Consider the following 14,070-nt stretch of genomic DNA (forward strand, 5'->3'; position numbering starts at 1 on the left):
TTATTAGGATAATATTTTTTAGTTAAAAAGTAATTGTTCATCCTACGTTTGAAATGTTAGAATATTATATGTATTAGCAATACTTTCTTAATTGATTTTTCGCTATAACAAAGGGGGAGAAATTATGTCGAATGAGGCTTTTCAGTTAATTTCGATCGGGATTTACATGGCCGCGATGCTGTATATCGGCTGGTATTCCTACAAAAAGACAAGCAATCTGACGGATTACATGCTGGGCGGCCGTTCACTGGGGCCTGCGGTAACAGCCTTGAGCGCCGGCGCCGCTGACATGAGCGGATGGCTTCTGATGGGGCTTCCTGGGGGAATTTATGTAAGCGGTTTAGCTGATGCATGGATTGCAATCGGGCTTACAGTCGGTGCTTACCTAAACTGGCTGCTCGTTGCGCCTCGCTTGCGTTCTTACACTCATGTAGCCAATGACTCGATCACAATTCCAGGCTATCTTGAAAACCGGTTTAAAGACAACACGAAGCTCCTTCGTATTGTATCAGGAATTGTTATTTTATTATTCTTCACATTTTACGTATCATCCGGAATGGTAGCCGGGGCAGTTTTCTTCCAAAGCTCCTTTGACCTTGATTACCATACTGGCCTTCTGCTAGTGTCAGCTGTAGTTGTAGCATACACATTGTTCGGCGGCTTCCTGGCAGTAAGCTACACTGACTTTATCCAGGGGCTTATGATGCTGCTCGCCCTCCTGCTCGTTCCAATCTTGGGATTTGGGAAAACAGGCGGCCCTGCAGAAACGTTTGACACAATCCGTGCCATCGACCCTGCCTTGCTCGATTTATTTAAAGGCACGACTTTCCTGGGCATCATCTCCGCTGCCGCATGGGGACTTGGCTACTTCGGGCAGCCGCACATCATCGTCCGCTTTATGGCGATCACGACGGTAAAAGAAACAAAGAGCGCCAGACGAATCGGGATGAGCTGGATGATTTTCTCCCTGATCGGAACGATTTTCACAGCGCTGATCGGTCTTGCATTCTTTGCGCAGAATCCGGAAATTAAACTTGGAAATCCCGAAGCTGTTTTCATTGAACTAGGACAAATTTTCTTCCATCCTCTGTTCGCCGGCTTTATGCTTGCAGCCGTATTAGCGGCAATCATGAGCACGATTTCCTCGCAGCTGATCGTTACATCCAGTGCTTTGACCGAGGACTTGTATAAGGTTCTTTTAAAGAAAGATGGAACCGACAAGCAATATGTATTTTTCGGGCGCATGGCAGTGCTTGCCGTTGCAGTCATCGCCGCTGCTCTCGCATGGGTGCAGAACGATACGATTCTTGGACTTGTTGCATATGCTTGGGCAGGCTTCGGTGCAGCGTTCGGGCCAGTCATCCTGTTGAGTCTCTACTGGAGAAAAATGACCAACTGGGGCGCAATCTGGGGTATGGTTGCCGGTACTCTGACCGTTATCATCTGGAGCAAACTGGGCCTTAGCGACGTCATGTACGAAATCGTTCCAGGCTTCATCATTAACCTGATCGTTTCCTACATTGTCAGCTTGTTTACCTACAGACCAAACGCTGAGATTGATAGAGAATTTGACTTAAGTATTAAAAACTTGAATTCATAAACTTACAGCAGTGCCCACCATCCCGGCGGGCACTGTATTTTTGTTATTTTTACAGGAGTTTCGACATATCCTATGGAATATTTAGTAAAAAGAAATTTTAGGGGGCCACCGATTATTAAAAAGAAAATCATAACCTACGGAACGGTTGCATTCCTGCTCATGCTAATCCTTTTCATCATCGATGTGTATAAATTGTATACCGAAGAAAAACCGCCGATTCCAGCAGTCACTGTTGATGGCAAGCAGATCGAAGCTGTCACCGGCACGTATAAATGGAACGGCACAAAGGTAAAAGCTGAGGAGCCTGTTAAATTAATGCTGGATATCCCCGGGGCCAAGGTGGAATCATTACAGCAGCTCAACGTTTCCTTTCCTGGCGGAGAGCAGCCTAAGAAAATCACAATCAGCCAATGGAATACGATTCCTGGTTTAGAAAAAAAGAGTGAGACTGGGAACACCTTCACCATCCCTACAAGCTATTCCACACACCCAAACCAGGCGTTTTATTATAAAATCAACGCCGAATGGGGTAAAAACTACAGCACTTATTATTTAAAGCTTCACGTAGAGGACAAACGAATCCCATTTATAGACTTTTTATCAAAGCAGGCTGGCAAACGATCCGTATTGGCAATCGTACCTAGAGGGGGCGAACTAGAATACGACCTTCCAAGCGATCTAATAAACACACTCGATTCCTACCATTTCTACATAGGACTCGAGGATATTAAGAAACAATACCCAGAGATCACCGCCGCCACAGCGCCAGTCTATTACCTTCTCAGCAGCACAAGCTTGATCCAAACCTTCGAAGACAAGGAACTTTTGATAAAAGCACTGGAGGATCATAATCAATAAAAATTTCAGTTCCGGCCCTAGATTGCTATTGTTCCACGTGGAGATTCAGAAAAGTATGACATCAAAGGCTTATAATATGCAAAAAAGACCCCGCTAAAGGGTCTTTTTTGTTTAAAGCAAGAATCAAGCTTTCAAGTCACCAGCTATTTCTGGCCACTCCGTGCTATATCGACGAAAATCTACAATATATCGACGAATTTTTAAATATATCGACGAAAAAATATTATATCGACGAAATTTCAATTATATCGACGAAAACCAGCAGGATATCGACGAATTGGAAATTTCACGAGTAAATTTCCAGCTCCACCTCAGCCAGCCAGCCTAAATCTCCACTTCCACCCCGAAATGGTCCGAGACAACCGGTTTATTTTTACCGTTAAAAATAACCCTTGAGTACTTCGGCATCACAGGGTGGCCAGCAAGAATCAAGTCAATCCTCAAATCATGATTATTGTCATCCCAGCCAGCGATACTTCCGGCAATCGTCACACCAGAATCCTTTTCCTCAGCAAGTTCATAGGTATCATGCAGCCCTTTATCAATGATGTAATCATAGCCTTCGCCGCGAACGGAGACCGCGTTATTGAAGTCACCCATTAAAAAGTATGCTCCATCCCTATTAATCTGCTCCAGAAGTGCGTCGGCCTGTTCCTTGAACGGCTCCTCTTCATCCTGCCACCACCCGAGATGACAGGAGTAAAAGGACACCAGCTGCCCTTCAACATCAATTTTCGATCCGATAATCTTTCGTGTCTTCCAATAGCTCTGGTCTTGTCCACGAGATACGAAGAAAGAATACTCTTCTTCAATTCTATGCTTCGTCAAAATCGCCAGGCCTTCTTCATACACTTCATAGCCGATATGGGCAAAATCCCATGTAAAGGAATAATCCGCAGCACCCAGCTTGCGAAGCTCTTCGACAAGAACGAGGGCAAAGTTATCTTCGCGGATCGCTCCGTTTACAAGCGGTGAATCAACCCGCTGGCTGACTTCCTGCAGGGCAATGACATCATAGCCTTCTGCTGCAATTGTCTCAGCGAGGATTTTTATTTTTTCAAGCTGGTTGTCTTCCTGCCATGAATGGCAATTCAACGTCAGTAGCTTCATTTTTTACGCTCCTAAAAGGTCTTGGATGTCTGACTTCAATACGTCAGCTTTTGGTCCGTAAATTGCCTGGACTCCTTTATCCTTCACAATCAGTCCAAGTGCTCCATTGCTCTTCCACTCCTGCTCACTAGCAACAGCCGAAGGGTCTTTTACCGTTACACGCAGACGGGTCATACATGCATCAACGTCTTCAATATTCCCGCTTCCGCCTAAAAGTTCAATCAGCGCAGGAGCGATTGAATCCTTCTTCACTGCAGAGCCGGCAGCAGCAGAACCTGCTTCATCCTCGATATAGTTGCCATTGCGGCCTGGAGTCGGGAAGTTGAATTTCTTGATCATGAAGTTCGCTACCCCATAGTTTAAGCCGAAGAACACTAAACATGCGATCGCAAAGTTCACAAGGTCCAACCATAGGCCAGCTTTGATGATCATCGGTGTTCTAGTAATCAATTCGATAAAACCGAAAGAGTGTACACGAATGTGAATGAGGTCAACAATAGCAAATGCAAGACCTGTCATCACCGCGTAGACGACATACAATACTGGTGCTGCGAACATGAACATGAATTCGATTGGTTCAGTTACACCTGTTAAAAATACAGCCAGACCAGCAGAAAGGAACATCGATTTATATTTTGTGCGCTTATCAGGGTCAACATTGCGGTACATCGCAAGCGCGATACCAATCAACGCAGCAGTAGAAAGAATCATTTGCCCTACTTTAAAGCGGGCTGGTGTCACATCATTCAATAGCTTCTCGTAGCTGGCAGTATCGCCGGCTGCAAGGAAGTTGTTCAAGTCAGCAATCCACGCAAGCCATAGCGGATCCTGTCCGGCAACGATTGAGCCAGCGCCTGAACCAGTCAGGATTTTATACGTGCCGCCAAGCTCCGTATAGTTGATTGGAACTGTCAGCATATGGTGCAGACCGAATGGCAATAGCAAACGTTCTAAGGCACCGAAAATGAATGGCGCGATAATTGGCGCCGTGTTGCGTGAAGTTGCAATCCACTGGCCAAAGTCATTCAACAGACCCTGGATGAATGGCCATACAAGTGACAGAATCAGCGCAACAACAACTGAACCGCCAATTACAACGAATGGTACAAAACGCTTACCGTTAAAGAAAGAAAGTGAGTTTGGAAGCTTATCATAATTATAGAACTTGTTGAACAGATTAGCCCCAAGGAAACCAGCGATGATCCCGACGAACACACCCATATTCAGTGCAGGAGCCCCAAGGATTGAGGTAAAATAATCCTTTACAATTAACTCTTGCCCAAACAGGGACTTAACAGTTGCTTCCGGATTTGCAAGCATATCACCGCTTACACCAAAAATAGCTCCGGTAATCCGGTTAATCAGGATAAAAGCAATCAGCGCTGCGAAGGCACCGCCAGCACGCTCCTTAGCCCATGATCCCCCGATGGCTACCGCAAACAGGATATGCAGGTTCGTGATGATTGCCCAGCCTATGTCTTCTAAGATTCGTGCAATCGTTTGCAGAAAAACGATGTCAGAAGCGGTCATTCCGACCAATTTCCCAAGTGAAATCATGATTCCGGCAGCTGGCATAACCGCTACGACAACAAGCAGCGCTTTACCGAACTTCTGCCAGAAATCGAAAGATAAAAACTTCTTCATAGTGTCCACTCCCTTGATGTATAGGCTTTCATTTGAATCCAAAATACATTTTCTGTAGATTTCAAAACAGCCTTCTCTATCAATTTCTGATTTATATTTTGATTGTTATATTAAAATAACACGCTTTCATATTTTATGCAAACGTTTGCGGATATTTTTAAAATGAGAATATAAACCTTAGAGAATATAAAACCATCTAGTTAAGAATTTTATCGAAAGATGCTTCCTCAAGAGAATTTGTCGAATGGTTAAATAACTGAAAATTCTATACTTTATCTTTCCCGGGAAATATCATGTCGAAAATTTATGTCGACATATTGCTTATTTCTAGCTGAGGCACAAAAAAGGCTGACGGATGAATCCGTCAGCCCTTTGCTTCAACTATTATCTTTTATTCAACTCTTCAACAAGCAATTTGTTTACTAATGGCGGGTTCGCCTGGCCTTTCGTCGCTTTCATGATCTGACCCACTAGGAAGCCCTTCGCCTTATCCTTACCGCCTTTAAAATCGTCCACAGATTGCGGGTTCGCATCAAGGATTTCGGAAATAATCTTAAGCAGCGCGCCTTCGTCGGAAATCTGGACAAGTCCTTTTTCCTTGACGATTTGCTCAGGGTTTCCGCCGTTCTCGACTAATTCCTTGAAGACCTGCTTCGCGATCTTAGAGGAGATCGTTCCATTTTCAATCAGCTTGATCATCCCGGCCAGCGCCTCAGGTGTCAGCGCTGTTTCGTGAAGTTCCTTTGATTCAGCCTTCAGATAAGCAGAGAATTCACCCATCAGCCAGTTGGATGCCTGCTTTGGATCGGCAGCCGCTATGACAGCAGCTTCGAAGAAATCAGCCATTTCCTTAGAAACAGTTAATACCTCCGCGTCGTATGCTGGCAATCCCATTTCCTCGACGTATCGCTTTTTGCGCTGGTCTGGAAGCTCGGGGATTTCCGCACGGACTCTCGCCTTCCACTCTTCATCGATATAAAGGTCAGGCAGGTCGGGTTCCGGGAAATAACGATAGTCATCGGAACCTTCTTTTACACGCATAAGCAGCGTCGTATTGGTCGCTTCATCAAAGCGGCGCGTTTCCTGCTGGATTTCACGGCCCGCAAGGATTTCCTGTTCCTGGCGCTTTTCTTCATACTCCAGCCCTTTGCGGACAAAGTTAAAGGAGTTCAGGTTCTTAAGCTCCGTTTTTGTGCCAAGCTCCTTCTGGCCAACAGGCCTGATGGAAATATTTGCGTCACAGCGGAGGGATCCCTCCTCCATCTTGCAGTCCGATACACCTGTATACTGGATAATCGACTTCAGTTTTTCCAAGTAGGCATACGCCTCATCCGGCGTGCTTATATCGGGCTCCGATACGATCTCCACAAGTGGTGTTCCCTGGCGGTTGTAGTCAACGAGGGAGTAGCCATTCCCATGCGTCAGCTTGCCAGCATCCTCTTCCATATGGATCCGGGTAATCCCGATTTTCTTCTTATAGCCGTTTACCTCGATCTCAATCCAGCCATGTTCGCCGATTGGCTTATCAAACTGGGAAATCTGGTAAGCCTTCGGGTTATCCGGATAAAAGTAGTTCTTGCGGTCAAACTTTGTATGCTCAGCGACTTCGCAGTTCAATGCCATAGCGGCTTTCATAGCGTATTCGACTGCCTTCTTGTTCACGACCGGCAGTACGCCTGGATAGCCAAGGTCGATTACGGTTGTATTTGTATTCGGCTCAGCACCAAAATGGTTCGGGCTCGCCGAAAAGATTTTCGAATCTGTTTTTAATTCAACATGGACCTCAAGGCCAATTACCGTTTCAAACTTCATCGTTTTTCACCCCTTTACAGCTCAGGTTGTTGTTTATGGAATTCTGTTGCCTGCTCGAATGCATGGGCAACCTTGTATACTGTGCTTTCATCAAAATGACGGCCAATGATCTGCAGTCCTAGCGGCAGTCCCTGTGCAAATCCGCATGGAACGGAAATCGCTGGTACACCTGCAAGGTTAACCGGGATTGTTAAAATATCATTTGCATACATTGTCAATGGATCAGCGATGTTCTCGCCTATTTTGAACGCTGGAGTTGGTGTTGTCGGTCCAACGATCACATCGTATTTTTCAAAAACATTCTCAAAGTCCTGCTTGATCAGCGTGCGGACCTTCTGTGCTTTTTTATAATAAGCATCGTAGTAGCCTGAGCTAAGCGCAAACGTCCCAAGCATGATACGGCGCTTCACTTCATCGCCAAAGCCTTCCGCACGAGTCTTTTTGTACATATCAATCAAGTTCTCGGCATTCGGGGTCCTGTAGCCATAACGGACGCCATCGAAGCGAGCCAGGTTGGCAGATGCTTCAGATGAAGAAAGCAGATAATATGTAGCCAATGCATATTTCGAATGCGGTAGGGATACTTCTTCCCATGTAGCGCCCTGTTTCTCAAGTACAGCAAGTGCATCGAGCACCGATTTGCGAACCTCTTCACTTACACCCTCACCGATATACTCCTTCGGCACAGCGATACGCAAGCCTTTTACATCACCAGTCAAAGAGCTTACATAGTCGGGGATGTCCACTTTTGCAGAAGTAGAATCCATTTCATCGTGCCCTGCGATTGCTTTTAGCAAGAAGGCATTGTCCTCAACATTGCGCGTGATCGGACCAATTTGGTCAAGAGATGACGCAAATGCAACAAGTCCAAAACGGGATACTAGGCCATAGGTAGGCTTCATGCCGACAACGCCGCAGAAGGAAGCCGGCTGACGGATGGATCCGCCTGTGTCAGAGCCAAGTGAAAATAGCACTTCTCCAGCCGCAACAGATGCAGCCGAACCGCCTGAAGACCCGCCTGGTACCGTCTCAAGGTTCCACGGGTTGAATGTCTTCTGGAAACCAGAGTTCTCATTCGAAGAACCCATCGCAAACTCGTCCATGTTCAGCTTTCCGATTGTGACCGTTTCCGCCTGCTTCAGCTTCTGAATCACTGTCGCATCGTAAATTGGATCGAAGTTTTCAAGAATCTTGCTCGCACAGGTCGTGCGCAAGCCCTTCGTAACGATATTGTCTTTGATGCCAATCGGCATGCCATACAGTTTGCCGGCCGGTGCGTTTTGGATCGCTTTATCATCCAGCGCCTTAGCTGCAGCTCTTGCATTTTCTTCATCCAGTGTTAAAAAAGCCTGAACCTTGCCTTCAACCTCGCCGATTCGTTTATACGACTGGTCAACCAGGTCGGAAACGCTGAGGTCTCTTTTATGTAAAAGCTCGTGAAGCTCCGAAATCTTATGTTCAAACAAGCTCATCGTCCATCCTCCTACTCCATGATTCCCGGTACTTTGATCTGCCCATCCTGATGTTCAGGCGCATTCTTTAAAACTTCCTCGCGCGGCAGACCTTGCTGTGAACGGTCCTCGCGCATGACATTCTTTATTTCAAGCACATGTGCAGTTGGCTCCACATTCGTTGTATCAAGCTCATTCAGCTGCTCAGCGAACGAAATGATGCTGTCCAGCTGCTTCGTAAATGTATTGGCTTCCTCCTCCGTGATCGCCAATCTCGCCAGGTGCGCCACATGCTTCACCTGATCGACAGAAATCCTTGACATAAAAGCACCTCCATAAGTAACTGAAACGTCCATCAGCGGGGATTTTAACCCCTTTTTCTGAAAAAACAATAATATTGATCATAGCAAAGTTCCGCACTTTAAAGCAATACAAGCCTTGCCATTTGTACTATTTTAACATGAGTCGGGGAGGATCGCAGGAAAGAATGCCATATATAGAGAAATAACTATGCAGGGAAAATATAATAAGAAAATGAGGTAAATGATGAAAAAATTCTTTTTTGCTATCACCTTTCTTTTCCTGTCAGCCTGCAGCGATCCATCTCCATTGAAATCTGATATTGAAGTTAAAATAAATGAATTGTTCGGTACGGAATTCGGAATCGTGGATCAGGTCTATATAAATTCCGGCGATAAGAACCTCACTGTCATCAGCCCTAAAGAATTATTATCATATATAACAGACACTAAAAAGGTACCTGGTGCAGAAGACAATCAAGCCATCAGTATCACCCTAAAAACATCTGACAGTATGAAGGAGTACAGCAAAGAGCAAACTTCTGAAAAACTAAGCTATAACCCGGTTCAACAGGTGCTATGTAACGAAAACTCTTGTTACAAGGTTTCAAAAGAATTGAACAAGCTTATACAATCCCTGACTGCCCGTTAGCGAGGAGCTATTTCGATGATATTAAATTTCCTATTAGAGTTAATCGGAAATGTTTCTTTATCCACTGGCCTATCCACTACTTTGAACACCAGAAAAATTGATAAGAATATCGATACGCTGAGAGAGCATCTATGGTTCCGGGATATCTATGAAGATGAGAAATACCGCCGATTATTTTTTGTTAACCGGCATGTCAGAGCCTATTTGCAAAGTACGCTCCGGGTGAAAAAGATGATCTCCAGTGAAAAAGCACAGCAAAAATTTATACGCTTTTTAAATAAGCACGCTAAATGAAACAGGAGCTGCAACGCTGGCAGCTCCTTACCCTTTCTTAAACCATTTCCCAAGTCCCGAAAAGAACCCTTTCTTCTCACCCGTCTGTACTGGTGTCACAACCGGCTTCTTCGAAAGGTAGATTTCCTCTTTATCGATCGCATGGTGATGCGCCAGGACAAGTCCCAGCTCCGAATCATAATCCTTGTTGGTGACAATCGTGAATTCGATGTCCCTTTTTTCAGCTTCCTTGATGTATTTCGATAAATAGCTATATGAGATGTGGCCGTTCAAATAGAGGTGAGCCTGCAGGTTTTCATCCATCAGCTTCAGGACCTCCGGCTCGACTCCTTTACCCAGCACCTCCGACTGCGTCAGCGCAATGACAACTCTTTCGCGGAGCGTTGTAAGATACCGCCTTCTTTCATCAGGCTTCGTCTGCTTCGCCCCATGGATGCCCTGCTGCAAATAGTCATCCAATTTGCTGTTGCCCATCCAATCACCTCCGTCTCAATACTATTTTGTATGTATTTGCCTAAAAGACTGTGCCAGTTTAAGCTTACCCTTTTTAGCTAAAGAAAACTCGCCGATTGGCAAGCCATTAAGGGCGGTGACAGAGGCGTAGCTGCCCTTATGCATTAGTTAATAAAGGGGAAATTCCCGAAGAATTCCCCCTTTATTATTAGCCAAAAAAAACCTTCTCTTCGGCTTTGGAAGAGAAGGCAAGCAAATAGGAGAATGCAAGGTGAAAAAATCATTATGGCAAAACTCCAGCCGTGCCGGCAGTACGCCCAGCCGGACGCGGCGGAGGAAAACCCTTTATTAGGAGGCAGTAAACTGCTCCGCTTCGGTAGAGCCTTTTAGCGCAGTGGTTGAGGAAGTTCCGCCGGAAATGACCATTGAAACCTCATCAAAGTATCCAGTTCCAACCTCACGCTGGTGGCGTGTTGCCGTGTAGCCATGCTGCTCGCTTGAAAATTCCGCCTGCTGCAGTTCGGAGTAGGCAGCCATGCCTCGCTCCTTATAGCCGCGCGCCAGCTCAAACATACTGTGATTCAACGCATGGAAGCCAGCTAAAGTAACGAATTGGAACTTGTAGCCCATCTTGCCAAGCTCAACCTGGAACTTCGCGATTGTTTCGTCATCCAGCTTCTTCTTCCAGTTGAATGATGGTGAGCAGTTGTACGCAAGCAGCTTTCCTGGGAACCTGGCATGGATCGCTTCTGCAAAACGGCGCGCCTCATCAAGATTAGGCTCGGAAGTTTCACACCAGACTAGATCAGCATATGGTGCATAGGCAAGACCGCGGGAAATCGCCTGGTCAAGGCCAGCATTTGTGCGGAAAAAGCCTTCCGGCGTCCTTTCGCCTGTGATGAATGGAGCATCATATGGATCAACATCGCTCGTGATCAAATCTGCTGCATTCGCATCTGTACGGGCAACAATCAAGGTTGGTGTGCCCATGACGTCAGCCGCAAGGCGCGCCGCAATCAGGTTGCGCACAGCAGTCTGTGTTGGCAAAAGCACCTTGCCGCCCAGGTGTCCGCATTTCTTTTCAGAGGAAAGCTGATCTTCAAAGTGGACGCCGGCAGCACCCGCTTCAATCATGCCCTTCATCAGTTCGAATACGTTCAGCTGTCCGCCAAATCCAGCTTCTGCATCAGCCACAATCGGCGCAAACCAGTCAATTGAATTGTCGCCTTCAGAATGAGTGATTTGGTCTGCCCTTTGCAGCGCCTGATTGATCCGTTTAACAACCGCAGGCACACTGTTTGCAGGATACAAGCTTTGATCTGGATACATATTTCCGGAAAGGTTCGCGTCTGCCGCAACCTGCCAGCCACTCAGGTAGATCGCCTTCAAGCCTGCTTTTACCTGCTGGACTGCCTGGTTTCCAGTTAACGCACCCAGAGCATTCACATAATCCTCTTCATTTACAAGCTTCCACAGCTTTTCCGCCCCGCGGCGCGCAAGAGTGTACTCAATATCGATCGAACCCCGAAGCTTGATTACATCCTCTGCTGTATATGTCCTTTCCACTCCTGCCCAGCGGCTATCCAATTCCCAGCTTTCCTGCAATTGCTTAACACGATCTTGAGTCATTTTCCGTTCCTCCTAATGGTTTTTTAGTAAACTGCTAAACTGCTAAACTTTCTTTTTGTTATAGTACAGTATCAATAACTCTAATATGTATTATATAACAGAGTTTATAAAATGCAATTGATTTGGTGAATTTTTCTGAAAAATTTTTAAAAATGGTGAAAATGCCCTATTTTAAGGTGATTCATATTTTGAAAGTCACCTTGCAAGAGAACATTGCTGACCTTTTTTTCCACCACCTTCTGTCTTTTTTGGTCACCAAGAGGGCTTCATTTGGCCACCTTTCCCCCAACACAAAAAATCCCCCTCTCATTCCGAGAAGGGGATTCCAATCTGTATTAGTACATCTCTGAAGTTGTCTTCGCTTGCATGTGCAGAAGCAGATAGTCTGGTCCGCCAGCTTTTGAATCTGTTCCTGACATGTTGAAGCCGCCGAATGGCTGGTAACCTACGATTGCGCCTGTGCAGCCGCGGTTGAAGTAAAGGTTTCCGACGTGGAAATCTTCACGTGCCTTCTGGATGTTTTCACGGTTGCGAGTGATAACTGCTCCAGTGAGGCCGTATTCAGTATTGTTCGCGATTTCAAGCGCGTGATCGAAATCCTTCGCTTTTGCAAAAGCAACAACTGGTCCGAAGATTTCTTCCTGCATGATTCTTGCATTTGGATCAAGGTCAGCAAAGATTGTTGGCTTGATGAAGTAGCCTTTTGAGCTGTCTCCTTCGCCGCCAGTCATCAAACGGCCTTCTTCCTTGCCGATTTCGATGTAGCTCATGATCTTGTCGAATGCGCCCTGGTCGTTAACAGGACCCATGAATGTGCTTTGATCTGTTGGATCGTCAAGCTTAAGTTCGTTAGTAAGCTCAACAACGCGGTTAAGAACCTGGTCATAAACATCTTCAACGATAACAGCACGTGAACATGCAGAACACTTCTGGCCTGAGAAGCCGAAAGCTGAAGCAGTGATCGCTTGAGCAGCTAATTCAAGATCAGCATCTTTGTCGACAACCATTGTGTCTTTTCCGCCCATTTCAGCGATTACGCGCTTAAGCCAGATCTGGCCTTCGTTCAATTTTGACGCGCGCTCATAAATGCGAAGACCCACGTCACGTGAACCTGTGAAGCTTACGAAGCGAGTATCTTTGTGGTCAACAAGGTAGTCGCCCACTTCAGCGCCGCTTCCTGGCACGAAGTTAAGAACGCCTGCAGGAAGGCCTGCTTCTTCCATAACTTCTACGAATTTAGCCGCAACAACTGGAGTTGTAGAAGCTGGCTTCAATAGAACTGTGTTACCCGTAACGATTGCTGCTACAGTTGTACCAGCCATGATCGCCAATGGGAAGTTCCATGGAGAAATGATGATTCCCACTCCCAGAGGAATGTAATCATAACGGTTATATTCATTTGGACGGCTGTTTACTGGCATGCCGTCTTTGATTTTAATCATTTGGCGAGCATAGTACTCAAGGAAGTCAATCGCTTCAGCTGTATCAGCATCCGCCTCGTTCCATGGCTTGCCTGCTTCTTTAGTTAAAAGCGCTGAGAACTCATGCTTGCGGCGGCGAATGATGGCAGCAGCCTTGAATAATACATCTGCACGTGTTTCAGGCTTCACTTTCTTCCAAGTCTTGAACGCTTCAACAGCAGCCTGCATTGCTTTTTCAGCCAGGTCGCGGTTTGCTTTAGAAACGCGTCCAATAACCTCTTCTTTATTGGATGGGTTGTAAGATACAATCTTGTCTTCAGTCGAGATTCTCTCTCCGCCAATCACCAAGTCGTAATCCTGGCCAAGATAGCCTTCTACTGTCTTTAATCCTGTAAGGTATCCTTCACGGTTTGCCTCTTCTTTAAAATTCGTGAAAGGCTCGTGTTTGTATGGCTGAACCATTCCTATCCCCTCCTATGTATTAAAACGTTTACATCCTTACCCATTCTATCATGAGAGTCTCGCAGTGTTCAATGCCCAGGCACTAGCAAGTAATGGATTGAGAATTTTCTTACTTTTTATAGTGGAAAGGTTTAAATTTTATTGCTGAGACCTCTCGATGCACCTCTATCAAAATTGGAAATTCCGCTGCATAATTTCCAGTTCGTCGATATGTAACCGATTTTCGTCGATATCTCTTTTTTTTCGTCGATATAATAAAAATTTCGCCGATATGTTGTCTCAATTCGTCGATATCCTGAATGACACAGCAAATCTGCTCCTGCGCCACTGAAAGATAGGATACAAATGGGGAATTTACAGTTCAAAATGGACACGCCACTCAGCA

At 45.8% G+C, this 14,070-nt stretch carries 12 protein-coding genes; 4 read left to right on the forward strand and 8 right to left on the reverse strand.

Translation table 11 applies throughout. The features are described from left to right. Positions 1–124 precede the first annotated feature (124 nt). Together putP and AC3EBE_RS12295 are read left to right on the forward strand one after the other, a co-directional pair. Complete coding sequence (gene putP, locus AC3EBE_RS12290; protein ID WP_488595324.1) at positions 125–1,600, forward strand: sodium/proline symporter PutP; 1,476 nt, start codon at positions 125–127, stop codon at positions 1,598–1,600. Between the two features lie 72 nt (positions 1,601–1,672). After that, positions 1,673–2,458 (forward strand): hypothetical protein, encoded by a 786-nt coding sequence (locus AC3EBE_RS12295; RefSeq protein WP_488595325.1) that lies wholly within the window; start codon positions 1,673–1,675, stop codon positions 2,456–2,458. Positions 2,459–2,782: 324 nt separating this feature from the next. On the opposite strand, the gene AC3EBE_RS12300 is transcribed toward AC3EBE_RS12295, so the two are convergent. From AC3EBE_RS12300 to gatC, 5 genes are all read right to left on the reverse strand, one after another. Further along, the gene (locus AC3EBE_RS12300; RefSeq protein WP_488595326.1) at positions 2,783–3,568 is read right to left on the reverse strand and encodes an endonuclease/exonuclease/phosphatase family protein; all 786 of its coding nucleotides are present in this window, start codon (positions 3,566–3,568) and stop codon (positions 2,783–2,785) included. A gap of 3 nt (positions 3,569–3,571) precedes the next feature. Then, positions 3,572–5,212 carry a PTS transporter subunit IIBC gene (locus AC3EBE_RS12305; protein ID WP_488595327.1) on the reverse strand — a complete coding sequence of 547 codons (1,641 nt, stop codon included), beginning with the start codon at positions 5,210–5,212 and terminating at the stop codon, positions 3,572–3,574. A 384-nt stretch (positions 5,213–5,596) separates the two neighbouring features. Next, the gene (gene gatB, locus AC3EBE_RS12310) at positions 5,597–7,024 is read right to left on the reverse strand and encodes an Asp-tRNA(Asn)/Glu-tRNA(Gln) amidotransferase subunit GatB (RefSeq protein ID WP_488595328.1); all 1,428 of its coding nucleotides are present in this window, start codon (positions 7,022–7,024) and stop codon (positions 5,597–5,599) included. A 14-nt stretch (positions 7,025–7,038) separates the two neighbouring features. Next, entirely contained in the window at positions 7,039–8,496 is a 1,458-nt protein-coding gene (gene gatA, locus AC3EBE_RS12315; protein ID WP_488595329.1) for an Asp-tRNA(Asn)/Glu-tRNA(Gln) amidotransferase subunit GatA, read from the reverse strand. An 11-nt stretch (positions 8,497–8,507) separates the two neighbouring features. Further along, complete coding sequence (gene gatC / locus AC3EBE_RS12320) at positions 8,508–8,798, reverse strand: Asp-tRNA(Asn)/Glu-tRNA(Gln) amidotransferase subunit GatC (RefSeq protein ID WP_488595330.1); 291 nt, start codon at positions 8,796–8,798, stop codon at positions 8,508–8,510. Between the two features lie 220 nt (positions 8,799–9,018). Here gatC and AC3EBE_RS12325 point away from each other — a divergent pair, with 220 nt between their 5' ends. Beyond that, on the forward strand, positions 9,019–9,426 hold the full coding sequence (locus AC3EBE_RS12325) for a hypothetical protein (RefSeq protein WP_488595331.1): 408 nt from the start codon (positions 9,019–9,021) through the stop codon (positions 9,424–9,426). A gap of 15 nt (positions 9,427–9,441) precedes the next feature. Beyond that, complete coding sequence (locus AC3EBE_RS12330) at positions 9,442–9,720, forward strand: hypothetical protein (protein ID WP_488595332.1); 279 nt, start codon at positions 9,442–9,444, stop codon at positions 9,718–9,720. A gap of 27 nt (positions 9,721–9,747) precedes the next feature. On the opposite strand, the gene AC3EBE_RS12335 is transcribed toward AC3EBE_RS12330, so the two are convergent. The 3 genes from AC3EBE_RS12335 to pruA all read right to left on the reverse strand — a co-directional run bounded on the left by AC3EBE_RS12335 (position 9,748) and on the right by pruA (position 13,685). Continuing rightward, positions 9,748–10,194 (reverse strand): YueI family protein, encoded by a 447-nt coding sequence (locus AC3EBE_RS12335; RefSeq protein ID WP_488595333.1) that lies wholly within the window; start codon positions 10,192–10,194, stop codon positions 9,748–9,750. Positions 10,195–10,521: 327 nt separating this feature from the next. After that, the gene (aceA, locus tag AC3EBE_RS12340) at positions 10,522–11,802 is read right to left on the reverse strand and encodes an isocitrate lyase (protein WP_488595334.1); all 1,281 of its coding nucleotides are present in this window, start codon (positions 11,800–11,802) and stop codon (positions 10,522–10,524) included. A 335-nt stretch (positions 11,803–12,137) separates the two neighbouring features. Continuing rightward, positions 12,138–13,685, reverse strand: a complete 1,548-nt coding sequence (pruA, locus tag AC3EBE_RS12345) for an L-glutamate gamma-semialdehyde dehydrogenase (RefSeq protein WP_488595335.1) — start codon at positions 13,683–13,685, stop codon at positions 12,138–12,140. Positions 13,686–14,070 lie beyond the last annotated feature (385 nt).

It is taken from the genome of Mesobacillus sp., assembly GCF_057785455.1.